Source organism: Providencia sp. AGC89 (assembly GCF_053543535.1).
Genome location: NZ_JBIXLP010000068.1, coordinates 227,693 through 250,618 on the forward strand (window position 1 = coordinate 227,693; position 22,926 = coordinate 250,618).

19 protein-coding genes are annotated in these 22,926 nt (G+C 40.9%); 6 read left to right on the plus strand and 13 right to left on the minus strand.

Features of this window, described 5'->3' with window-relative positions; genetic code table 11:
- Nucleotides 1–78 precede the first annotated feature (78 nt).
- The 3 genes from ACIPUA_RS14755 to ACIPUA_RS14765 all read left to right on the plus strand — a co-directional run bounded on the left by ACIPUA_RS14755 (nt 79) and on the right by ACIPUA_RS14765 (nt 4,243).
- Nucleotides 79–1,302 (plus strand): MFS transporter, encoded by a 1,224-nt coding sequence (locus tag ACIPUA_RS14755; RefSeq protein ID WP_042848128.1) that lies wholly within the window; start codon nt 79–81, stop codon nt 1,300–1,302.
- 286 nt (nt 1,303–1,588) lie between these two features.
- The gene (ybaL, locus tag ACIPUA_RS14760; protein ID WP_042848129.1) at nt 1,589–3,340 is read left to right on the plus strand and encodes a YbaL family putative K(+) efflux transporter; all 1,752 of its coding nucleotides are present in this window, start codon (nt 1,589–1,591) and stop codon (nt 3,338–3,340) included.
- Between the two features lie 111 nt (nt 3,341–3,451).
- Nucleotides 3,452–4,243: a hypothetical protein gene (locus ACIPUA_RS14765; RefSeq protein WP_131680958.1), complete on the plus strand. Its 792-nt coding sequence runs from the start codon at nt 3,452–3,454 to the stop codon at nt 4,241–4,243.
- Between the two features lie 68 nt (nt 4,244–4,311).
- Here ACIPUA_RS14765 and ACIPUA_RS14770 read toward each other — a convergent pair whose 3' ends face one another.
- From ACIPUA_RS14770 to ACIPUA_RS14785, 4 genes are all read right to left on the minus strand, one after another.
- Nucleotides 4,312–4,662: a DUF1937 family protein gene (locus tag ACIPUA_RS14770; protein ID WP_042848131.1), complete on the minus strand. Its 351-nt coding sequence runs from the start codon at nt 4,660–4,662 to the stop codon at nt 4,312–4,314.
- A 108-nt stretch (nt 4,663–4,770) separates the two neighbouring features.
- On the minus strand, nt 4,771–5,547 hold the full coding sequence (locus tag ACIPUA_RS14775; protein ID WP_042848132.1) for a DeoR/GlpR family DNA-binding transcription regulator: 777 nt from the start codon (nt 5,545–5,547) through the stop codon (nt 4,771–4,773).
- Between the two features lie 35 nt (nt 5,548–5,582).
- Nucleotides 5,583–6,812, minus strand: coding sequence for an NAD(P)/FAD-dependent oxidoreductase (locus ACIPUA_RS14780; RefSeq protein WP_042848135.1), 1,230 nt, complete (start codon nt 6,810–6,812; stop codon nt 5,583–5,585).
- Complete coding sequence (locus ACIPUA_RS14785) at nt 6,809–8,209, minus strand: NAD(P)/FAD-dependent oxidoreductase (RefSeq protein WP_042848137.1); 1,401 nt, start codon at nt 8,207–8,209, stop codon at nt 6,809–6,811. The genes ACIPUA_RS14780 and ACIPUA_RS14785 overlap by 4 nt, the downstream gene beginning before the upstream one ends.
- 241 nt (nt 8,210–8,450) lie before the next feature.
- Here ACIPUA_RS14785 and ACIPUA_RS14790 point away from each other — a divergent pair, with 241 nt between their 5' ends.
- Both ACIPUA_RS14790 and eutH read left to right on the plus strand, forming a co-directional pair.
- A complete protein-coding gene (locus ACIPUA_RS14790) occupies nt 8,451–9,890 on the plus strand; it encodes an FGGY family carbohydrate kinase (RefSeq protein WP_042848140.1) in 1,440 nt (479 codons plus the stop codon).
- Between the two features lie 20 nt (nt 9,891–9,910).
- Entirely contained in the window at nt 9,911–11,155 is a 1,245-nt protein-coding gene (gene eutH, locus ACIPUA_RS14795) for an ethanolamine utilization protein EutH (protein ID WP_042848141.1), read from the plus strand.
- 331 nt (nt 11,156–11,486) lie between these two features.
- Here eutH and ACIPUA_RS14800 read toward each other — a convergent pair whose 3' ends face one another.
- From ACIPUA_RS14800 to apt, 9 genes are all read right to left on the minus strand, one after another.
- Nucleotides 11,487–12,800, minus strand: a complete 1,314-nt coding sequence (locus ACIPUA_RS14800) for an inosine/guanosine kinase (protein WP_048608064.1) — start codon at nt 12,798–12,800, stop codon at nt 11,487–11,489.
- A gap of 105 nt (nt 12,801–12,905) precedes the next feature.
- Nucleotides 12,906–14,027 (minus strand): LPS O-antigen length regulator Wzz(fepE), encoded by a 1,122-nt coding sequence (gene wzz(fepE) / locus ACIPUA_RS14805; protein WP_225832991.1) that lies wholly within the window; start codon nt 14,025–14,027, stop codon nt 12,906–12,908.
- Between the two features lie 123 nt (nt 14,028–14,150).
- Nucleotides 14,151–15,116, minus strand: coding sequence for a ferrochelatase (gene hemH, locus ACIPUA_RS14810; RefSeq protein WP_449059819.1), 966 nt, complete (start codon nt 15,114–15,116; stop codon nt 14,151–14,153).
- Between the two features lie 173 nt (nt 15,117–15,289).
- Nucleotides 15,290–15,934: an adenylate kinase gene (adk, locus tag ACIPUA_RS14815; protein WP_004913624.1), complete on the minus strand. Its 645-nt coding sequence runs from the start codon at nt 15,932–15,934 to the stop codon at nt 15,290–15,292.
- A gap of 192 nt (nt 15,935–16,126) precedes the next feature.
- Nucleotides 16,127–17,995 (minus strand): molecular chaperone HtpG, encoded by a 1,869-nt coding sequence (htpG, locus tag ACIPUA_RS14820; protein ID WP_165568297.1) that lies wholly within the window; start codon nt 17,993–17,995, stop codon nt 16,127–16,129.
- 650 nt (nt 17,996–18,645) lie between these two features.
- Nucleotides 18,646–19,245, minus strand: coding sequence for a recombination mediator RecR (gene recR, locus ACIPUA_RS14825; RefSeq protein ID WP_449059820.1), 600 nt, complete (start codon nt 19,243–19,245; stop codon nt 18,646–18,648).
- Nucleotides 19,245–19,574, minus strand: coding sequence for a YbaB/EbfC family nucleoid-associated protein (locus ACIPUA_RS14830; protein WP_004260403.1), 330 nt, complete (start codon nt 19,572–19,574; stop codon nt 19,245–19,247). Before ACIPUA_RS14830 ends, recR begins: the two co-directional genes overlap by 1 nt.
- Before the next feature lie 48 nt (nt 19,575–19,622).
- Entirely contained in the window at nt 19,623–21,545 is a 1,923-nt protein-coding gene (gene dnaX / locus ACIPUA_RS14835; protein ID WP_048608071.1) for a DNA polymerase III subunit gamma/tau, read from the minus strand.
- Nucleotides 21,546–21,656: 111 nt separating this feature from the next.
- Complete coding sequence (gene apt / locus ACIPUA_RS14840; RefSeq protein ID WP_042848155.1) at nt 21,657–22,208, minus strand: adenine phosphoribosyltransferase; 552 nt, start codon at nt 22,206–22,208, stop codon at nt 21,657–21,659.
- Between the two features lie 143 nt (nt 22,209–22,351).
- Here apt and priC point away from each other — a divergent pair, with 143 nt between their 5' ends.
- The gene (priC, locus tag ACIPUA_RS14845; protein WP_042848158.1) at nt 22,352–22,900 is read left to right on the plus strand and encodes a primosomal replication protein PriC; all 549 of its coding nucleotides are present in this window, start codon (nt 22,352–22,354) and stop codon (nt 22,898–22,900) included.
- The last annotated feature ends 26 nt before the right edge of the window (nt 22,901–22,926 follow it).

Consider the following 22,926-nt stretch of genomic DNA (forward strand, 5'->3'; position numbering starts at 1 on the left):
GTGACTTATTTATTCATTTAAATAAATTGTATTTCAGCTATATTGATAACAATTATGTAACACAGAAAGTTGATAATTATGAGTGAGCAAACCACAACCCCAAATAACACGAATCCATCAAAACCACTGAATAAAACTGGGAAAACTGTTTTTAGTATTCTAACTGCTATCAGTGTTTCTCATTTACTCAATGATATGATCCAATCGTTGATATTAGCGATTTACCCTTTGTTGCAAGCTGATTTCTCATTGAGTTTTGCCCAAATAGGGATGATCACCTTGACCTATCAGATTACGGCTTCATTATTGCAGCCTATCATTGGGTACTATACCGATAAGCACCCACAGCCGTATTCATTGCCGATTGGAATGACCTTTACCCTAACGGGGCTTATTTTGCTCGCAATGGCTGAAACTTTCCCTACCATTTTGCTCGCTGCCGCTTTAGTCGGAACCGGCTCTTCGGTCTTTCACCCTGAGTCTTCGCGTGTTGCTCGTATGGCATCAGGGGGGCGTCATGGCCTCGCTCAGTCCTTTTTCCAAGTTGGCGGCAATTTAGGCGCTTCTTTAGGACCATTACTCGCGGCTTTAATTATAGAGCCTTATGGGAAAGGGAATATTGGCTGGTTTTCATTAGCGGCATTACTCGCCATCGTCATTTTATTACAAGTCAGTAATTGGTATAAGCAACAGCACCGTGCTGCAAGTAAAAAACCCGCTTCTACCGCTGATATTAACGTGTTACCACGTAAAGCGATTATTGGTTCACTAGCAGTATTGTTAGTGTTGATTTTTTCCAAATATTTCTATTTGGCCAGTATTAGCAGCTATTACACTTTTTATCTGATCGATAAGTTTGGTGTTTCTGTGCAAAACGCCCAGATCCACTTATTTGTTTTCTTATTCGCAGTTGCAGCAGGCACCATGATTGGCGGCCCTATTGGTGACAAAATAGGGCGTAAATACGTTATTTGGTTCTCAATCCTCGGAGTTGCACCTTTTACCTTAATTTTACCTTATGCCTCACTGTATTGGACTGGTATCCTTACCGTGATTATCGGGATGATTTTAGCCTCCGCTTTTTCTGCTATTTTGGTCTATGCGCAAGAACTAATCCCCGGTAAAACAGGCATGGTGTCAGGGTTATTCTTTGGTCTCGCTTTTGGAATGGGAGGCGTCGGTGCTGCCGTCTTAGGGCATATCGCTGACTTAACCAGTATAGAACAAGTTTATCATTATTGTGCTTTCCTACCATTACTTGGCATTTTTACAGTATTGCTGCCGAATATCGGTCATAAATAGATTTATTTTGTTATATTTCCCACACTTACCTAAAAATAAGTGTGGGTCTTTCTCACCACCTTAGAGATAAATTCCAGATAAAAATCCCATAATCTTATCGTTTGTAACGATTTAGCACCCTTAAAGCGTCTTTTTTTTAAAAACATTTCATTTTTTTAAGGAAATTTTTCTCAAAAAAAGTTAAAATATAAAAACATCGCATTTGCATTTTAAAATGAAGGCCTCATTTTAAAAGTCAACGGCATGTACCCACCTATTATTATTTATACTAATCAGAGGAGACTAAATGGAGCATTCAACGCCCTTAATCACAACCATTGTTGGTGGTCTCGCCCTTGCATATGTGTTAGGTATGATCGCACAGCGATTAAAAATCTCCCCTTTAGTTGGTTACCTTGCAGCAGGTGTTCTCGCAGGCCCATTTACGCCAGGGTTTGTTGCGGATGCGGCTCTTGCACCCGAGTTAGCTGAAATCGGTGTTATTTTACTGATGTTTGGGGTTGGCCTACATTTTTCACTGAAAGATTTACTCGCCGTTAAATCCATCGCCATTCCTGGGGCAATTGCACAAATCGCAGTAGCCACCTTACTTGGTCTTGGGTTATCCCTATTGTTCGGCTGGGGGATCTTTACGGGTATTGTTTTTGGTCTTTGTCTTTCGACCGCCAGTACTGTGGTATTACTTCGTGCATTAGAAGAACGGCAACTGATTGAAAGTCAACGTGGGCAAATTGCGATTGGCTGGCTGATTGTGGAAGACTTAGCCATGGTATTAACCTTGGTCCTACTCCCCGCAGCCGCTGCCATCATGAATACCGATGACGCAAGCTTTAGTGAATTAGCATTAGGCCTAGCTTGGACTATCGGGAAAGTTGTTCTATTCATTTTCATTATGATAGTGATTGGCAGAAAGGTCATTCCATGGATTTTATCGCGCACCGCTTCTACGGGGTCTCGTGAACTATTTACCCTTGCAGTACTTGCGCTAGCATTAGGTATTGCCTACGCAGCAGTCGCGATTTTCGACGCTTCATTCGCTCTTGGTGCTTTCTTTGCTGGGATGGTATTAAACGAATCAGAATTGAGCCACCGCGCAGCACAGGATACCTTACCATTACGTGATGCATTTGCTGTTCTGTTCTTTGTCTCCGTCGGGATGCTATTTGACCCAGTCGTACTTATTGAACAACCTTTAGGCATTCTTGGTGTACTCGCCATTATTATCATTGGTAAATCTGCGGCGGCATTAGCACTAGTCAGGATGTTTGGCCATTCACGGCGAACCGCCTTAACCATATCAGTTAGCCTTGCACAAATCGGTGAGTTTGCATTTATCTTAGCAGGTATGGGCTTAACACTCGGTGTCATGGATAAAGACGCGCAGAACCTTGTGTTAGCAGGGGCAATTGTCTCTATTATGCTTAACCCTGTGTTATTTACTTTATTAGATAAATACCTCGAAAGTACCGAAACCATTGAAGAACAACTTCTGGAAGAAACGCTGGAAGAAGAAACTCAAGTGCCTGTCGATATTTGTGGCCATGCCATCATTGTCGGTTATGGGCGTGTAGGCGGTATGCTAGCAGACAAGCTACGTAGAAAAGAAATCCCTGTTGTTGTCGTTGAAGATACTCGAGCAAGGTTTGAAGAGCTGGCCGAAAATGGCTTTAGTGCGATTTTAGGTAATGGCGCGAATAAAGACATTATTAGCCTTGCCCGCATCGAATGTGCCAAAACGTTACTGCTAACCATTCCTAATGGTTATGAAGCAGGTGAAATTGTGGCAACAGCTAAAGAAATGAACCCTAACATTACTGTGATTGTTCGTGCTCACTATGATGACGAAGTCAGCTTTATCAAAGAACGCGGTGCTGACCATATCATTATTGGTGAACATGAAATTGCCAAATCAATGGCGACACTCATGTGCCACGATGTAGAGGAATTTGGCTGTTCTGTCGATGATTTTATTGATGGTGACAACGATAAAAAAGGTGAAGGCAAGAATTTAGCGGAATACCTAAAACCTAGCCACTAGAGCTTTATTCCCCCTTTAAAGCCGTAACTCGAGTTACGGCTTTTTTACACAAACTTTTTGATTACACCTTCTATATTATTTCCTACTCGTTAAAATTCAGGAAAATAATAAATGAAAAAAAACCACCTGCTTTGCTTATTGTCATTATTTATTTCATCGGCTTATGCAGTAGATGACTGTCGTGATGAGTTACGAAACACACATCGTGAAAACTTGCATTTAATGACTCAAAAGATAGTCTATGGCCCTATTAAATCAATAAAGTCAGTAAGCTATGCATCAACTCCCACAGGCTCGCCTCTAGATACAAAAACGCTACAAATGCAGTTTTCAACTTGTGGTGCTTTAGAAAGCTATCAAAGTGAGTCAAAATGGTTTTTAGACAAAGAACTAAACTCATCACTAAAGAGAACCATCCAAAAAAATCCAACCTATGAAATGGTAAATATTATTTCATTCGGCCAGCCAATACAGAGTATCGAAGGTAAGTTCACCTTTGAGCAAGACCCATCCGGGAAAATATCCACAGTCAAAACCCATGACCAAGCAGGTAATGACTATACAGTCAGTACCACGTACAAAAATGGCAAAATAGATTCCACAAAGGGCTTTACTGAAGGAGTCGAAGTATTTTACCAATATTCCTATGATGACCAAGGAAAACTGGTCTCAATGGTCGGTAATTCAGGGCAAGATATCCGCCAGTTTAGTTATGACACTCACGGTTTTTTTAAACAAGAAATACGTAAAATCAAACTCAATAATGAGGAAGTCTCCACCACTATTGAGTGTTTAGAAACTGATAAATTTGGTAACTGCCTAACAGAAAAGTTAACGAATTCACGTAGCAATCTACCTGATACTTTAATTGAAACGTTCAAATATCAGTACGAATATTATTAAATAATTGGCATAAATAAAAAGTCCATAACAACAATAGGTTATGGACCGATTTATTTTATGGCTGGAAATTATTTTTCCATTTGTGCCTTAAACTCGTCGCCAGTCCAAACAGGCAAGCCTTTATCTTTAAAAAATTGAATTTCTGCCGCAACACCACCACTCTTTTCCCAGCCGGGTAACGTCAATACAATTAACCCATCACAACGTTTCAAGAATTCCATATCGATGGAAGACCAAGCCACTTTTTGTCCTTGTGTTGCAAGAAATTGATTTATTGGATGAGTCATTGTGATCTGGCTATAAGTTGCAATCCCTTGAAGGGCGAGTTCAGCGGCAAATTTTGTACACTCCTGAAAGCGCATTTCCACAACATTGCTATCAGGGTCTGAGTAAGGGCAAGCAATAAAATAAAGGCTCATAATAATTCCTAGTGTTGGCAATAACGTATTTTGGATAAAGCAACCCTATAAAAAATAATTCATTATTTTCCATAGGGAGAACTAAAATTTAATTTTTAAAACTACAGCTTATTCAAGCTCTGCAATAATAATCTTTGTTTTTGGTCGTTTTTTATTTTCAGGTAATTTAAAGTCTTTGCTGGTTGTCACTAAATAATCAATATTATCCCAACCTGTAACAAAATTAATGGCATGCTTATTGGCTTTTGTGCCGTCCGCTAATACCATTAATTTGTCACTATTTTCCATCATTTTTTGCGCAATAGCAGCCTCATCAACATGTTGATCCATAACCCCATGTAATGAATGAATAGCCCCTGCACCTATAACCGCATAATCAGCAAAAAATTCAGCAATATTCTTTAGCGCAATAGCCCCTAAGCAGGCATTTTGCGCTGCATTAAATTGCCCACCAATTAAAATAGTTTCAATTGTTGGGTTTTCCTGCAATATATTCGCTAATAGCGGTGAGTTAGTAATTATTGTTAGGTTATCAATTAGCTTTACTCGCTGGCTAAATTCAAATGTTGTTGTACCAAAATCGATAAACAACGTATCACCCGGTTTAATAAATTCAGCCGCTTTCGCTGCAATCGCTTTTTTTTCATCAACCGCGGCTTGAGCCCTTTCAGTAAAATTACGTTCAAACTTTGACTGAATATTAACTGCGCCACCATGAATTTTCTTAAGTAATTTTTGAGTTTCGAGCTTACTCAGATCTCGACGGATAGTTTCTTGCGCGACATTAAAATGCTTTGCGAGCTCTTGTACATACACCTGACCCTGAGTAGAAAGTAACTCAATGATGGTTTGATGACGTACTTTTGAGGAACGCCCTTCACACATAGTTTAACCCTTCTTGACCATTTACATTTCTAGCACTATACAACAGCGATACTAATTTCAGTAGCATCTCGTTGTATTTTTGTTAAATCGATATTTTTCAGCAAAATACGCCTAGTTGGCAAACCTCGATGGTGCTTTTCATATAATAATGTACTGCCAGCCATAACCTTAATAGTGCCATTCACCGCGTGCTCGACTTTAATATTAAAATTAATTTTATTTATTGAATTATCATTAATATCAATGCAAGCAGGCACACTAAAGCAAATTTTATCATCCAGATGCACTGGGAGCCGTTGAGTCTCTTTTAGTTGCTGTTGGTGATGATTCGCCAGTAGGTCATCTGCAATCTGTTCACCTACCCAAAGCCCCTCTTGGTAACACTGATCACCCATATCTGCAGGGTGTAACATATTACCAGCAGCATAGTAGCTCGTATCAGAGCAACGACCCCGTTGGTCCGTTACAGGTTTGCCTGTCGCCGCATCATAATCAAGGTGGCTTTTGCGAATTAATGTATTTTCCCCAACAAATTGCCCAGTAAAAATGACCGAATCACACATAATTTTGTGAGTTTTACCGGCACTTTCAACTACCACATACTCTACACGCTCTAATCCACCAATTTCAGTAATTTGGCTATTAAGAAACACTGGCGTTCCCATTGCTTTGGCAAATAATGTGGCTGGCTTAAAGGCCAAAATGCGATCACCACTTTCAATCATAGCCTGCGCTTTAACGCCTGCATTTTTTAGTGTCCATAAAGCAGAAAAGCTTACCAGTTCGCTCCCCACAATAACTGGGTTACGACACGGTTTTTTACCATTAAGATACACAAATTGCTGTAATGCCCCCGCAGTGATAATACCTTGGGGACGCAACCCTGATACCAAGCGTGGATGCCTTGGTGTCTCCCGCACTCCTGTTGCAATTAAAACACGTTTTGCTTGCGCCTCTACAAGCCCATCAGGAGTAGAAATGGTTAAATGCCCATTAGGGTGAAGCTGAGTCACCGTACTACGGGTAAAGATAGGCGTGTCTCCCAGTTGAGCTACAATCTTTTTAGCGAACTGGTTCCCTTTCATTGGGCGCTTAAAGGCAAGTACCCCAAATGTTGGGTGCTGGCAATGACGCGGAACCCCGCCAGCATCAGCTTCACGTTCAATGATAGCAACACGTTGAATACCGCGACGGCGCAACGAATACGCAGCAGCAACCCCAGCAGGCCCTGAGCCTATGATAACCACATCATAATTCAAACTCATTTTACTGCCTCCACTGCTAATGTATGGTCAAACCGGCCATTGATTATTTCTGCTACCTGACTGCTACAATAAAACCCATTACAACGCCCCATCATCACGCGCGTTCTACGTCGCAATGCCCCTAAGCATTCAGGCGGAATATCGGAGTCAAACGCAGCTTCAATTTCTCGCTGCGTAACAAGCTCACAGTGACATACGATGCCACCATTACTTTTACACTGATAATCCCGTTGGTGATATTCGGATATCATTGGCATTGTTGGCCAAATTAGCGTTTCTGGAGGAGAAAGCTCAAATAATGGCGTAAAGTGTTGTTGGTATAGTTTTGCCAAGTAGTTAGCAACACCTAAAGCAGAGGTTAACCCCGTTGAACGGATCCCGCCTGCGCATATCCAGTGTTTTTCAGGATAATCATTTATACGATAATGTTTTTCTTCTGTTGCAGGGCGCAGTCCCGCATAAGTTGCCGTTACACTATAATTATGTAATGAAGGTAACATCTGAGAGCCTTGGGCGATTAAACCCTCTAGCACTTCTTGTTTCACTTCCGCTTTCCAACGGTCATCCTGTTCTTCTGCTGTTGGGCCTAATAATAAGTTACCAAAAATAGTTTTTGATAATAGTACGCCTTTAGTTATTGCGGTTGGCACTGGTAAAATGATCGCATTAATATCGGCAGCGGCGGCTTTGTCATAAACCAAAAACTGCCCTTTGCGTGGTTTTATTTGGAATGGTGATGGGTGGCAGATCGACTCCACAATATCACCGTTAATACCAGCACAATTAATTACCAAACGGGCAGAAAACTCACCTTTTGATGTGGTTAAATCCCACACCCCATTGTTTAGCGAACCGTTTTTTACTTCACAATGAAAACGATATTCAGCACCATGTTTCACTGCTTGAGTTAAATAAGACAGTGGCGTACTCCAAGGGTCGATAACCGCTTCACCGGGGACATGAACCGCAGCCAGCGCGCCCTGAGCCAAATGTGGTTCTCGGCGATATAACTCCTCTTTATCGATGATTGCCACATCTAATACATTGTTAGTGTGTGCTTGCTCAACAATCGCAGGGAGTTTACTCAATTGCTCTTCATTCCATGCAACAACTAATGCTCCGGTTTCGAGTAACGGTAAATTCATTTTTTCTCTGATTTCAATGAATTCACGATACCCATCTTGCATACATTCAAGTTCCAGACTCCCTGGTGTGGCGTCAAAACCCGTATGTAATAGTGCACTATTTGCCTTACTTGCTCCCGAAAGAATGTCTCCACCACGCTCTAACAGCAGTGTTTTGGCACCCATTAGTGTAAATTTACGTGTCACAGCACAGCCAATGACACCACCGCCGATGACAATGACATCCCAAATTTTTTTATTATTAATATCCATGGCTGAGATCCTTAATTTCTAACTTGCACACATAAAACCACATAATTCCCACAACCACAACAAATAAAACAACACAAACCACAACATTAACAAAAATATTATTCACATTGTTACAATATTGTGAGTTTTATCACATTAGTGAAACTTATTGTGAGTTTTTTGTGGATTTTATTTCCGATTAAACGATAGTAAGCAAAAAAACAGACTAATTTACAACATTTACAACACTGGGAATATTGCGATGCTCAATCAACGTTATGCGGCTATCGATCAGGGAACAACGGGAACCCGGGTCGTTGTCTTTGAAGAAGGCGGCCATTATCACTCCCCAATGAGCATTCCTCATAAACAAATCACGTTGAACAGTGGTTGGGTAGAACATGACCCTGAGGAAATCTTGGCAAATATTATTAAATGCTTAAATAGCTGCGAGGTTGTTGATGCGATTGGTCTTTGTCATCAAGGTGAAAGCATTGTCGCATGGGATGCTCAAAGTAAGCGCCCTTTATACAATGCGATCGTTTGGCAAGATTTACGCACTGAAAAAACCATTTCACGGCTGAAAGAAGCAGGCTTGGAACCACTAGTGCAATCTAAATCAGGTTTGCCACTAGACCCTTATTTTTCCGCCAGCAAAATGGGATGGATTATTGAGAATGTGGTGGGAGCGAAAACGCTAGCGGATAAAAACCAGCTACGGATAGGCACAATGGATGCTTTTTTCCTCGACCGTTTATGTGGTGTATTTGTCACTGACTATAATTCCGCATCACGAACCTCACTACTCAATATTCACACTTTAGAGTGGGATCAACAACTATGTGACATTTTTGGTGTGCCTATTCATTGTTTGCCACCTATTAAAGACAATATTGGTGATTTTGGTGCCATCAACCTCGATGGGCATTTAACCCCTGTCACGGCAATCATTGTTGACCAGTTTGCCGGCACATACGGTCATGGCTGCCGTGAAAAAGGGGATGCAAAAATTACTTTCGGTACAGGCGCTTTTTTACAAGCACTGACAGGGGCTGATATTCCTAAAACTCACGAAAGTGGATTATTACCAACCTTGTGCTGGAAATTTCCGGGTACACCTGCCGTTTTCGGATTAGATGGAGGGGTATATAACGCAGCATCAGCCATTAATTGGGCGCGTAAAATTGGCCTTTTCGACTCATTCGATGAACTCACCGATTTTAGAACTGAACCAGCAATTAAACGCGGCCTTGCATTCGTACCTGCATTATCTGGCTTAGGCTGCCCTTACTGGGATCGGAGTGCCGCGGGGTTATGGGCGGGGCTTTCTCTAGATACCGATAAAAAAGATATGATGCAGTCCGTTCTTGAAGGAATAGCAGCTCGTTCAGCGGAAGTTATTTTTGCAATGGAGCAAGTTTCACCTTTAGGTCAGTCAATTTCAGTCGATGGAGGGTTATCTTCAAATCAATACTTTAAGCAGTTTTTAGCCAATTTATTACAAAAAAATATTGAAGCACCAGCAAACCGTGAAGTAACAGCATTAGGCGCAGCCTTATTGGCTCGTAAAGGCCTAGGTATCACTCACGAAATGGCAGTTAGACGCAATGCAACCATAACACGCCCAGATGGAACCAACATGCAAGGCGTGATGGAACAGTATCGCGACATCATTGCCCGTTCTCGCCAATTAAGACACTAAAATAATAAAAGGACCCTACCATGGCTGAATTCGGAAATTACATTATCTATTTAATCATGTGCGGTGCGATTATAGGCGCAGTCGCATCTATTGTTAGACCAACAAGTGACCTCGGAAAAGAGTTTGTTAATGGTATATTCTCTATTGGTCCCGTTTTCCTTGCACAAGCAGGGATTATGGCAGCCGTACCGTTACTATCACAGTTAATATCCTATGTGCTTGGCCCTGTTTTTTCATCTGTAGGGTCAGATGTTTCAATTGCTGCATTGTCAATTATTGCAGTCGATATGGGCGGCTATCAATTAGCTGATGCACTCACAACAAACCGCGATATGTGGATCACGGCCATGTTGATCGGCTATACCTCTGGTGCCACCATTGTTTATTTGATCCCTGTTGGTTTAACCATGTTAAATCGTAAAGATCATAAATATCTAGCACTGGGTGCGATGGCAGGTCTGATCTCGATCCCCTTTGGCGTACTGGCATCCCTGTTGTTAATTACATTCAATAATATTCCAGTTAGAGACATTATTTCGACTAACTCACCCGCAGCGCATCAATTAACCTTAGACTTCTTCACGATGTTGCAATACTTGATGCCACTGTTTGTATTCTGTTTCTTACTCGCTGCTGGGTTAAAATATCGCCCAATGCTAATGGTTACCGGTTTTTTAATTTTCGGTAAGATTATGGATGCATTTGTGAAATTAGTCTTAGCATTCTCTATTGTTGAGCATTTTACTGGCGTATTTAGTAAAGTCTTCGGTGCATGGGGCTTTGACCCACTGTTTGCAGATCAAAATGAGCTATTCCGTGCAATCGAAATTGCAGGTTATATTGGTATCATGCTGGCAGGGACATTCCCAATTTGTTACCTGTTCCAACGTTACTGTAAACCATTAGTTCGCGCATTAAGTAACCGTTTAAAATTGAGTGATACCGGTTCGTTAGGTTTTATTATGGTAATGGCAAACATCATTGCAACTTATCACTTATTCAAAGATATGCGTGCAAGAGATAAAGTATTATGTGTTGCATTCGGTGTTTGTGCACAGGCTACCATTGGTGATCACTTAGCCTTTACCGCAAATTTCCAACCCACGCTTGTTCTCCCCATTTTACTTGGTAAATTGGTCGGTGGGGCCTTAGCCGTATTTATTGCAATCAAAATATCAGTCCCTCAAGCTATGCGCTATGAAGAGGAAGATGCAAAAGAATCTGAAAAGGTGGAGGTAGAGCACCAACTTGCTACCACTAAATAAAAATAATTCACATTAGTTATGTTTATATAATTATTATTAGAGATTAGCTGCATTTGAAATGTCTATACCCATAAAGTAGGATGCAGCTTTTATTTATTCGTCGCTTTTAAATGCCAAAATTCATCCATTAACTACATTTAGTTAATGCCCCATGATTTATTTCTTGTCATCATTATTCACAATTTATCTCATAATTTGTTACTAATTAATTAATATATTAATCAATTAATATATAGATGTTATATATTGATATAAAAAACCCCAATATTTATATTGGGGTCAATTAACTTAACATACTTCAATAATATAAATATTGAATATCATTTTTAACTTAGCGATCCCAGTAGGATTCTTCCAAACTATCTTCTTTTTCAGGTAACCCGCGAGTTAACCGTGGTGAATGCTGTGTTAACACTTGATAACTAACACGATTAGCATACTTACACACTTGAGCTAAAGATGAATATGTTAAGTATTGGCGTTCATGTTTACTGGAGTTTGGGACGTTTGAACGGTGATAAGAATTTGCTGTGATATCATGGAGTAATGCAGATAATGCGCCGTCTCCTGCACCATTCGTATTCATTATTTTTTCCGGCCCCCCCATATAAGGTTCAATATGAGAAAAAATCCGTAATGGTACTTGGCAATCTTGCTGGCGCATTGCACGACTAAACTCATACAAATTAAACTCTGCAATCGCCCCTGGTAACAATGGGTGCTGTGTTGTACGTTTATAGCTTTCTTCTGTGTACCCAGCCATATACAACCCTGACGGCCCAGCGGTACAAAGCACTAAATCAACCCAATCTAAAGCCATATTCGAGGCTAATAGAGGGTCACTTAAACCGGTTAGTTCTTGTGCTTCATCTTCGTTCATCGCGACTACTGAAATATGTTCGGCGAGAAAATCACGCCAAAACTGTGGGTCCTGAGCAATAACGAATTTAGTCCCCAAAGTTAATACCACTGGCACATTATGTTTTTTCGCATATGTAATGGCTTGCATCGTCGCTTCAGGCATGGTCTCACCTGGCTTACAACGTACTAAATAGGCCGTTAATACTAATGCAGAAGCCCCTGCAATAATATCTTCAGGGATACTACTAGGCTGTAAGCGGTTCATATGGCCAGGGCTAATAGCAAACGTCCGCTCACCATTTTCAGTAATTAGCGTGAAACAACGCCCAATAGGGCCATCAACACCTTGCAAGAAATTTAAATCCATACGGCTAGAGGTATGACATAAATAACGATAAGCATAACTGCCAATTTGGATATTGTTACACATTGTGCCTAACAGGACAGAGCGATCATCCGCTAAGACAGAATAATTATGCAATGTATTACCAATCGTACCACCCGCAAATTCATGTGTAATCAATGCGTTATCTGTTAATTCTTTATATAACGCCTCAGCAATAGCATCTTCTATAACCAGTGAGTGCCCTTTGCTTAATTGATAGCGTTGAATAAACTCATCATCCACTTTTGCTTCGATGTCGACCAAAGTTTGGTCGATACCAACAATATAGGATTTACAGTTTTCTTCATCAGCCAACGTTTCTTTTAGGGGCTGTAAAAGCGGATCTCTGAGACTAACAGGGAAGTAATGTTTTGACTTACGCTGACCGGGGAATTTCATAATTAGGAGATTAAAAATGGAACATCTCCCTATTCTAACACGATAAAGCTAAGCCAGCACCTCAAAAGAAAGTGCTGGCTTGATTACTATCATCTAGCTGAATAATTACACATTTTGCTGTTTATAATCACGATATAACTGGCGACTCAATACAAATGAACAGCTCAATATAAAGCCGAGAACTGCGCTCAATGCCACAATAAGCGATGATTTAGGTGAATCTTTTTGTAGTGGGAAATCCGGTGTCAAAATAAACATCACGGGTGCAAAGTCTAACTCCTTGCTCGTTAACGCATTAAGTTCATCAATATAAATTTGACGGTTCTGCAAGGTTTCGCTCATTAAAGCTAAATCACGGTTTTGTGTCTCAATGAGTAATTTCTTTTCTAAGGCTTCTGTACCAAGCGCAATTGGGTAGTCAGGGTCATCGTTGATCGTTACAGAATCACTCGCAATCGGTTTTTCTATCCCAGCAGCTTTCGCGATGTCAACAGCTCGCTTTAAGCGTTCAACTTTAACATCATATTCCGTTTGGATTTTACTGACTTCGCGTTTCAGTGATTCGCTAGCAAAGATCAACCGCTGAGAAACAGTGTTATCTATCTCAACTTTAATTTGCTGCCTCACTTTTGATGCACTATAGCGAATATACCCCTCAAGTAAGTCTTGTGCTTCGATAGGTAAAGACGCCGTAAACTTTAAAACAATGTCATTGGAGGTACTGTTTTTTTCTTTCGATTGGTCTTGAATTTGGATATCGTTGGTAATGATTTGATTCACTAACCGTTGTTGACTAGCAACATCATCTTTCGGTTCGATATTTTGCGCTAACTGCTGAAAATACCGTGTACTTTTTACATATTCGCTCTGGTTAACTTTTGAACGAAACTGATCAACAAACACGCTAAAAATGCGCTGAGCACTTAAATCAATAGGGATTTCTAGTGCGTCTAATTGCGCTTTTAATTTGTTTACTTCTTGGATGTTTTCAGATGTAGGAGGAATAACAATTGCTGTACTACTCCATTTTTGGGGTAAAAAGCTGACAATCCCCGCGCTCAACACAATACAGAAAGCAGTAAAAATAATAATTAAGAGCTTATGCTTTAATAAAATCGAAAATAATGCCATGAGGTCAATTTCATCATTCTGCTGTAAATGAAACTGAGGAGCAGTATTTGATTTCTGCTCTATATTATTGCCTCGTGGCGGTTGCTCATTGCTCATATTAATTCCAAAAGACATAAAATTTGTTTAATCGTTTTTAATTTCAGATAAGTTATTATAGTCTATAATCGAATTTTTGATATATCGATAAGCTAACTTTTTTGTATTAATTGTATGCATTGACTACTTTAATGCATCTTCAATTATTAAATTAATCATGCTAATACTATCTTGATTATCATTTAAAGCCGATATGTAATTATATTTATGACCACCACTGCTAATAAAGAACTCTTTATTTTGTTCGCTTATCTCTTCTAATGTTTCCAAACAATCAACTGAAAACCCAGGACAAATAACCTGAACTGATTTTACACCTTGGCTGGGTAATTCATGCATTGTTTTATCCATGTAGGGCATGAGCCAAGGCTCTCGTCCAAAACGTGACTGGTAAGTGAGTAACACGTTATCACTTGGATAATTTAAGGCTTCACGCAATGCCTGAGCGGTTTTTTCACATTCTTGCTGATAGATATCACCTGTATCACAATAACGCTTAGGAATGCCGTGGAAAGACAATACCAGCCTATCTGGTTCACCGTGCTTGGCAAAACTAGCTTCAATAGAAGTTACCAGTGCTTTAATGTACGCAGGATGAGTGGCATAACTCCGAATAAATTGAACTGACGGAATAGTACGTCGACCTTGAAATGCCCTTGTAACTGCATCATAAACCGCAGCAGTTGTGGTACATGAATATTGTGGATATAAAGGTAAGACCACTAAATCAGTAACCCCTTGCTCCATCAGGTTATCAATCGCAGTTTTAATTGATGGTGAACCGTAGCTCATCCCTATATCTACTGGAATATTAGGCAACAAAGCGGCTAATTTTTGCTTTTGGCGTAAAGAGTAAACCAATAATGGGGAGCCGTCTTCTAACCAAATAGATTGATATAATTTCGCGACTTTCGACGACCGAATAGGCAAAATTACACCATATAGAATAGGTTTCCAAATTAGACGAGGTACATCAATAACGCGAGTATCACTAAGAAATTCTGCTAAATAGCGTCTAACTGCTGAGGTTGTTGGGGCATCAGGTGTTCCTAGGTTAGCCAATAAAATGCCGTATTTTTTTTCTGACATGAAACAACTCCTAATTGATAATCATTCCCAACATTAACATAGTTAAATAACTATTTTTATCACCAAGTGGTATAACAATAAAGGCAGCGATCTCGCTGCCTTATACTTGGCTTACACCCTTAATAATGCAAGTTACTGTTATACAGTAACAAGAAGCATAAGGAGTGCCAATATTAACCTAAAATTTTTGCTAATTCTTCACTAACTTCAGAAACTTTACGTGTACCATCCAATTTGAAGTACTTCGTATTACCTTGTTTTGCTTCATTTTGATAATAAGCAATTAAAGGAGCCGTTAATGCATGGTACTCAACTAAACGTTTACGTACGGTATCTTCTTGGTCATCTTTACGTATCGTTAATTCTTCACCGGTTACATCGTCTTTACCTTCCACTTTCGGTGGATTAAAGTTGATGTGGTAAACACGACCAGATGGTGCATGTACACGACGGCCAATGATGCGCTCAACGATGATTTCGTCTGGTACATCAAATTCAAGGACGTTATCAACGGTAATACCCGCTTCTTTCATGGCATCCGCTTGCGGAATTGTGCGAGGGAACCCATCTAACAAGAACCCATTACGGCAATCATCTTGTTTGATACGCTCTTTAACTAATGCGATAACCAATTCGTCAGTCACTAATTTACCGTTATCCATTAATTCTTTAGCTTGCAAACCAAGTTCGCTCCCTGACTTAACAGCTGCACGTAGCATGTCACCTGTTGAAATTTGAGGGATCCCAAACTTTTCCATAATAAATTGAGCTTGAGTGCCCTTACCAGCGCCTGGAGCGCCAAGCAGAATGATACGCATTGCGTAAACCCCTTGCTATTTAGATTTTTATAATTTGAAAAGAAAACAAGCTACCATACCATTAGCATGGCGCTTTACTCAAGAACACACGTAAACGTTTTCGCATTTATCTTTTTTCGCAAAAGAAAAAAACCACGCTAAAGCACAAGCAAAAGCGTGGTTTATGTTCAAAAACGAAAGTACAAAATTAACTTATTTTAAAAGCAATTCGTTGATTTTTCGTATAAATAAATTTGGATCTTCCAATGTACCACGCTCGGCCAATAATGCTTGATCCAATAACACATCAACCCAATCAGCAAATACAGACTCATCTGACACTTCAGACGCTTTTTTCACCAATGGGTGTGCTGGGTTTAATTCGAAGTTGTATTTCACTTCTGGCGCAGCTTGACCAGCCGCAGCGAATAATTTCGCCATCTGAGTGCTCATTTCATCAGCATTTGTAGTGACAATCGCTGGAGTATCGGTTAAACGATGCGTCAGTTTGACGTCTTTAACCCTTTCACCCAAGAATGATTTTACACGCTCAACAAATGGTGCTAATTGTTTATCCGCTTCTTCTTGTTCAGCTTTGTTTTCATCCGCAAGTTTATCTAATGACTCATCAGCTTTACTGACTGATTGGAATTGTTTGCCATCAAACTCAGACAAATAGTTCATCATCCATTCGTCAATACGGTCGGATAACAACAATACCTCAATACCTTTTTTACGGAATAATTCGAGGTGTGGGCTACCTTTTGCCGCCGCATAGCTATCTGCGGTGATATAGTAAATTTTATCCTGCCCTTCCACCATACGGCTAACGTAGTCTTCTAAAGAAACATTTTGCACGCTGCTATCTGTTTGAGTGGTCGCGAAACGCAGAAGTTTAGCAATGGTTTCACCATTTGCCATATCTTCCGCAGGGCCCTCTTTCATCACTAAACCAAATTGTTGCCAGAAAGTTTGATATTTTTCCGCATCTGTTTTCGCCAATTTTTCAAGCATTTGTAGAACACGTTTAGTCAATGCACTACGTAAACTGCGTGTTAATGCGCTATCTTGCAATATTTCACGAGAAACGTTCAATGGCAAATCATTGGAATCTAATACACCACGAATAAACCGTAGGTAATTTGGCATAAACTGTTCAGCGTCATCCATAATAAATACGCGTTGAACGTATAATTTCAGGCCATGCTGTTGGTCACGATTCCATAAGTCGAATGGTGCTTGAGAAGGAACATACAGTAAACTGGTATACTCTTGTTTACCTTCAACGCGGTTGTGCGTCCAAGTCAAAGGGTCAGCATAGTCGTGGGAAATATGTTTATAGAATTCAACATACTCTTCATCAGAGATCTCAGACTTACTACGTGTCCATAGTGCTTTAGCTTGGTTAATCTTTTCCCACGTTACCGTACCGTCTTCTTCATTTTTATCTTCAATTTCAACAGGTAAAGCAATATGGTCTGAATATTTACTAATTACTGAGCGTAGACGCCAGTTATCAAGGAATTCTTTTTCATCGTCACGTAAATGCAACGTAATTTCTGTACCGCGTTCCGCTTTTTCAATATCGGCAATAGTATACTCACCTTCACCCGCAGATTCCCAAAAAACACCTTCATCCGCAGGGGCTCCTGCTGCACGGCTACGTACTGTGACTTTATCTGCGACAATAAAAGCTGAATAGAAACCAACACCAAATTGACCAATCATTTGGCTATCTTTTGCCTGATCAGTACCTAGAGATTCTAAAAATGCTTTCGTACCTGATTTTGCGATAGTCCCCAAGTTATCAATAACTTCTTCACGGCTCATACCAATACCGTTATCACTAATCGTTAATGTACCTTGGTCTTTATCTGCGCTAATACGTACACGCAATTCACCATCATTCTCATACAGTTCTGGGTTAGATAACGCACGAAAACGCAGTTTATCCGCCGCATCTGATGCGTTGGAGATCAATTCGCGTAAGAAAATCTCTTTATTCGAATAAAGAGAGTGGATCATTAATTGGAGGAGTTGCTTAACTTCTGATTGGAAACCACGCGTTTCCTGTCCTTTCATACTCATTAATCGCCTCTATTTCATCAATCTAATTGGATAGGTTTGACTTATCGATGCAGATTAGTTGGGGGCGAAAAACAAAAATTCAAGCGATAAAGACAAAAAAATTTACTGAAGAAAAAACCAAAACCAATGATTAGAAAGGAAATAATAACAACCGCAATCATTTTAAAGATAGTTAATGAAAGGAATAATTCTACTCATCTCCAATCATATACTCTAAATAATTTGTGCTGTAGCTAGGCGTCAAATACGTTAATCCCTAGGAACATACACCAGTATGTGACCCAAGTCACCGAGTGTAGCCCCCACGACTCAAATTAGTAACTGAATTCTGTAGGATGATTTTAGAAAAACGAAATCAATACTACCCTCTAAATAGTTCAAGTTGTAGGTAGGCGGCAAATGAGGAGATCTCGGGGAGCATACATCAGTATGTGACCCGAGTCGCCGAGTGTAGCCCCCACGACTCAAATTAGTAACTGAATTCTGTAGGGTGATTTTAGAAAAACGAAATCAATACTATCCTCTAAATAGTTCAAGTTGTAGGTAGGCGGTAAATGAGGAGATCTCGGGGAGCATACATCAGTATGTGACCCGAGTCGCCGAGTGCAGCCAACACCCCTACAGCTTGAAATATGACGAGGATATTACAATCGAGAGCGGCCGGAGAGCGAATGAGACAGCGTCGTACTATCGACTAACTCTAATTCCCCACCCACAGGCACCCCATGAGCAATTCGGCTCGCTGCCACCCCATATTGTGCGCACATTTCCCCAATATAGTTTGCTGTTGCTTCACCTTCTACCGTCGGGTTTGTCGCTAAAATCACTTCTGTGATCGTCTCTACCGCTAAGCGTTCTTCTAACCTATCAAGGCCAATATCTATCGGACCAATACCGTCCAATGGCGATAAATGCCCCATAAGAACAAAATAGCGCCCTGAAAATTGCCCAGTTTGTTCAATGGCATAGATATCTGCTGGGCTTTCGACAACACAAACTAAATCATTTTGCTGACGACGCGGATTCGCACAAATATTACAAACCTCTTGTTCGGTAAACGTTCTGCAATCACGGCAATGACCAATTTCAGACATTGCACTTGTGAGAGATTGCGCTAAACGCATCCCACCGCTCCGGTCACGCTGTAGAAGATGGAAAGCCATACGCTGCGCTGACTTTGGCCCAACGCCGGGAAGACAGCGCAACGCTTCCATTAATGATTCAAGAAGCGGACTTGTTTGCATTAGAATGGCATCTTAAAGCCTGGTGGTAATTGCATACCACTAGAAACGCTCGCCATTTTCTCTTTTTGTGTCTCTTCAATGCGTCGAGCCGCATCGTTAAATGCCGCTGCAATCAAGTCTTCTAACATTTCTTTGTCATCTTCTAACAAGCTAGGGTCGATCTCAACACGGCGGCAATTATGCGAACCATTAATTGTCACTTTCACTAAGCCAGCACCAGACTCGCCTGTAGCTTCAAGTTGAGCGATTTCTTCCTGAACTTTTTGCATTTTATCTTGCATTTGCTGGGCCTGTTTCATCAGGTTACCCAATCCACCTTTACCAAACATAGTTTTCTCTCACAACTGAGGCTACAGATTAACCAATATACTGTAGCGTTAAACGGGGCGAATACTTTCTTCATCCAACTGCGCATCAAACATAGAGCGAAGTTTTTGAATCGTCTTATCCGCAATAATTGACTGACGAGCTTGCGCCAGTTTCTCTTCATAAATCGCCTGTCGCCATTCTAGTGGTGTTTTCACATCACTATTATCATCATGAACGATTTTCAGTTCAACAGAACGACCATACTGCTCGCTCAGAGCTTCCTCTAGCGCTTTATGCGCTTGGGGCTTATCGAGGTGCTTCTGAGATGAACGCAAATGTAAAACAATTTGCGACTCACTTAATTCTTCTATATATGAATTCAAAGCTAATTGTTCAACCAGCTTAGGAATATTTAATTTTGCTATTGTCCCGGACCAGCTGTCTCGCTCCCGCCCTTCTTCAATAATTTTTACTGCTAATTCAGGGGTTTTCTCATATTCTAACGCTTCTTTGATCTCACTTGGCGTCGTAACGGCATCTTTTTGAGCCATTGTTTCTTTGTTCTGAGCTTTCCACTGATACGGCTTTGGTTTCTGAGCTTTCACCCCTTGTGAAGCTTTGTTTTCCACATTTTGTTGGTGTTTGCTGGTCACGGCGGCCAGCCTTTCTAGTGCTGATACCGCCGGCTTAGCCTTTTCAGACGTCGCCGGTTTAGCCTTTTTTAGGCCAGGGTCCTCGCTTTGGGGTGATTGCAGGGTCTGCCTAGCTTTTAATAACTGCAAGGTTGGGCTATTTTCTGGCAAATTCTCTGCACGAGTTTGTGGCGGCGCTCCCCTTTGAGGTGCACTCTGTGTTACCGTTTGTGTGATCACCCGAGGAGGCGCTTCAATTTCTTCGATTACACTTTTAGGGTGAAATGCCAGTGCTCGCAATAAGGCCATTTCTACCCCCATACGCCGCTCAGGTGCATAGGGCAATTCTTTTCTTCCTACCAACAAGGTTTGGTAGAAAAGCTGTAAATCTGCTGGAGAAATAACCCTTGCAACTTGCCGCAAGCGCCCGTCTATCGAAGATGGGTCTGTTTCTTGCTCCGCAGGAAGAAGTTGGATCATCGCGATGCGGTGTAACTGGGTTAAAATTTCAACCAGTAAATTCTCCCAGTCCGCACCTCGGCTAGCCGCTTGCTCCACTTGGGTCATCACGGCGATGCTATCAGCACGGACTAATGCCTCAATGATAGCTAATGGTTGCTCATCATCCAGTGTGCCAAGCATTTGACTCACTATGTCAGCAGTTACCTTGCCTTGCCCCATCGCGATGGCTTGGTCTGTTAAACTTAATGCATCACGTAAACTACCATCAGCGGCTCTCGCTATCAGCTGGCGAGCACGCAGGTCATGTTCAATATTTTCAGCATTAAGAATTAATTCAAGTTGTTCGCTAATTTGAGTGACATCTAACGCTTTTAGATGGAACTGCAAGCAACGTGACAAAATAGTCACGGGAAGTTTTTGTGGGTCAGTCGTCGCCAAAAGAAATTTTACGTGTTCTGGCGGCTCTTCAAGTGTTTTCAACAAGGCATTAAAGCTATGACGTGACAGCATGTGGACTTCATCAATCAAGTAGACTTTGAAGCGACCGCGTGCTGGTGCGTATTGGACGTTATCGAGTAATTCGCGGGTATCTTCCACTTTAGTTCGTGAAGCTGCGTCAATCTCAATTAGGTCGACAAACCTGCCCTGTTCAATTTCCAAGCAGTTGACACATTGACCACAAGGGGATGCCGTGATCCCTTTTTCGCAATTAAGACCTTTGGCAAAAAGGCGAGCAATCGTCGTTTTCCCTACGCCTCGTGTGCCCGAGAAAAGATAGGCGTGATGAAGCCGCTGGTGCTCCAGCCCATTAGCAAGTGCAGTCAAGACGTGTTGTTGGCCAACAACGTCTGAAAATTTTTGAGGTCGCCACTTACGGGCAAGTACCTGATAGCTCATGGTTCCCACAGTAATTTAACATGATACGTGAATAAATATAATCTTAGTACATGCTACCACAGCCTCAACCCTTACGGCGAGGTTGTGATAAAAATAGAGGGAAAATAAAGATTAGTGCCCAGGGAATTCAACTAAGCTGTAAGAAGATACGCCTTCTTTTTGTAGCCGCTCCACACCACCAAGGTCAGGTAAGCTAATGATAAATGCGGCTTCAACCACATTAGCACCGAGCTGCTTGATCATTTTAACTGTTGCTTCGACAGTGCCACCAGTTGCTAATAGGTCATCAACAACCAATACATTATCATTTGGGGTAATGCTGTCTTTGTGGATTTCAAGGGTATCGGTACCGTATTCAAGGTCATAAGTCATACTTAATACTTCACGCGGTAGTTTCCCTTTTTTACGTACAGGAACAAAACCAACACCTAAACGTAATGCGACAGGTGCACCGAATAGAAAACCACGTGCTTCAGTCCCTACAATTTTAGTAACCCCTTTATTTTGGTAATGCTCAACTAACATATCAATGGTTGCTTGGTATGCTGCTGGGGTGTTTAACAAAGTCGTGATATCACGAAAAATCACACCTTCGATTGGATAATCTTGAATAGATGCGATACTTTCTTTAATCAATTGCAGTTGTTGCTCTTTAGCGGTCATAATAAAAGCCAATATAGTAAACACGAAAGTGTAGAATTTATGTAAAGTACCATAAAAATGCAACAAGAAGCCGACTATTTGCAGTTGCTTTTGTTGCTGAATATCAATATTACGCTATTTTTCACATTTAATGAGAATAAAAAATGAAAATCCCCGCTCTTTTAGATGCGTTAAAAAAGCAGATTGATGAATTAGAGACGCGAGTGAGCCCAATAAAGGACCTTGAGTTTTCGCATTCCCGCTTTGATGTGCAATTATTTAATCGTAAGTCGACGCGCCTTGGTGATTGCCAAAACGAGTTAAAAGCGCTTTATCTACAGCTTTGCCATAGTGTCACGCTAAACCATGCAGAGCAGGTCAATTTCCTCACAGAAAAAATCGTTCACCAGATACAGGCAATTTCTCGTGAGATTTCGACACAACCCTTGCGAGAGAAAGAATCAACATTTACCAAGAAGAAAGAGCAGATTGATTTATATGAACGTTTATCACAACATCAAGACTACGAACGCCGTTTGCAGTCAATGGTCAGTGAAAAAGAACTTCACCTAAGCCAACTAACGGATCATCGTTTACAGCACCAATGCCAAAAAGAACTTGCCGTATTGGCAGGCCGTTTATACCGTTGCCGACAAGCACTGTTACGGATAGAAAAAGCTATTGAGCACCAAGAAAACCAATATTTTGATTAATCAACATTAACGACAAAAGGAATTGC

What these genes read in the sequence shown, in the direction of transcription:
- ACIPUA_RS14755 (WP_042848128.1), top strand. Translation starts at nt 79, where the DNA reads ATGAGTGAGCAAACCACAACCCCAAATAACACGAATCCATCAAAACCA.
- ybaL (WP_042848129.1), top strand. Translation starts at nt 1,589, where the DNA reads ATGGAGCATTCAACGCCCTTAATCACAACCATTGTTGGTGGTCTCGCC.
- ACIPUA_RS14765 (WP_131680958.1), top strand. Translation starts at nt 3,452, where the DNA reads ATGAAAAAAAACCACCTGCTTTGCTTATTGTCATTATTTATTTCATCG.
- ACIPUA_RS14770 (WP_042848131.1), bottom strand. Translation starts at nt 4,662, where the DNA reads ATGAGCCTTTATTTTATTGCTTGCCCTTACTCAGACCCTGATAGCAAT.
- ACIPUA_RS14775 (WP_042848132.1), bottom strand. Translation starts at nt 5,547, where the DNA reads ATGTGTGAAGGGCGTTCCTCAAAAGTACGTCATCAAACCATCATTGAG.
- ACIPUA_RS14780 (WP_042848135.1), bottom strand. Translation starts at nt 6,812, where the DNA reads ATGAGTTTGAATTATGATGTGGTTATCATAGGCTCAGGGCCTGCTGGG.
- ACIPUA_RS14785 (WP_042848137.1), bottom strand. Translation starts at nt 8,209, where the DNA reads ATGGATATTAATAATAAAAAAATTTGGGATGTCATTGTCATCGGCGGT.
- ACIPUA_RS14790 (WP_042848140.1), top strand. Translation starts at nt 8,451, where the DNA reads ATGCTCAATCAACGTTATGCGGCTATCGATCAGGGAACAACGGGAACC.
- eutH (WP_042848141.1), top strand. Translation starts at nt 9,911, where the DNA reads ATGGCTGAATTCGGAAATTACATTATCTATTTAATCATGTGCGGTGCG.
- ACIPUA_RS14800 (WP_048608064.1), bottom strand. Translation starts at nt 12,800, where the DNA reads ATGAAATTCCCCGGTCAGCGTAAGTCAAAACATTACTTCCCTGTTAGT.
- hemH (WP_449059819.1), bottom strand. Translation starts at nt 15,116, where the DNA reads ATGTCAGAAAAAAAATACGGCATTTTATTGGCTAACCTAGGAACACCT.
- adk (WP_004913624.1), bottom strand. Translation starts at nt 15,934, where the DNA reads ATGCGTATCATTCTGCTTGGCGCTCCAGGCGCTGGTAAGGGCACTCAA.
- htpG (WP_165568297.1), bottom strand. Translation starts at nt 17,995, where the DNA reads ATGAAAGGACAGGAAACGCGTGGTTTCCAATCAGAAGTTAAGCAACTC.
- recR (WP_449059820.1), bottom strand. Translation starts at nt 19,245, where the DNA reads ATGCAAACAAGTCCGCTTCTTGAATCATTAATGGAAGCGTTGCGCTGT.
- ACIPUA_RS14830 (WP_004260403.1), bottom strand. Translation starts at nt 19,574, where the DNA reads ATGTTTGGTAAAGGTGGATTGGGTAACCTGATGAAACAGGCCCAGCAA.
- dnaX (WP_048608071.1), bottom strand. Translation starts at nt 21,545, where the DNA reads ATGAGCTATCAGGTACTTGCCCGTAAGTGGCGACCTCAAAAATTTTCA.
- apt (WP_042848155.1), bottom strand. Translation starts at nt 22,208, where the DNA reads ATGACCGCTAAAGAGCAACAACTGCAATTGATTAAAGAAAGTATCGCA.
- priC (WP_042848158.1), top strand. Translation starts at nt 22,352, where the DNA reads ATGAAAATCCCCGCTCTTTTAGATGCGTTAAAAAAGCAGATTGATGAA.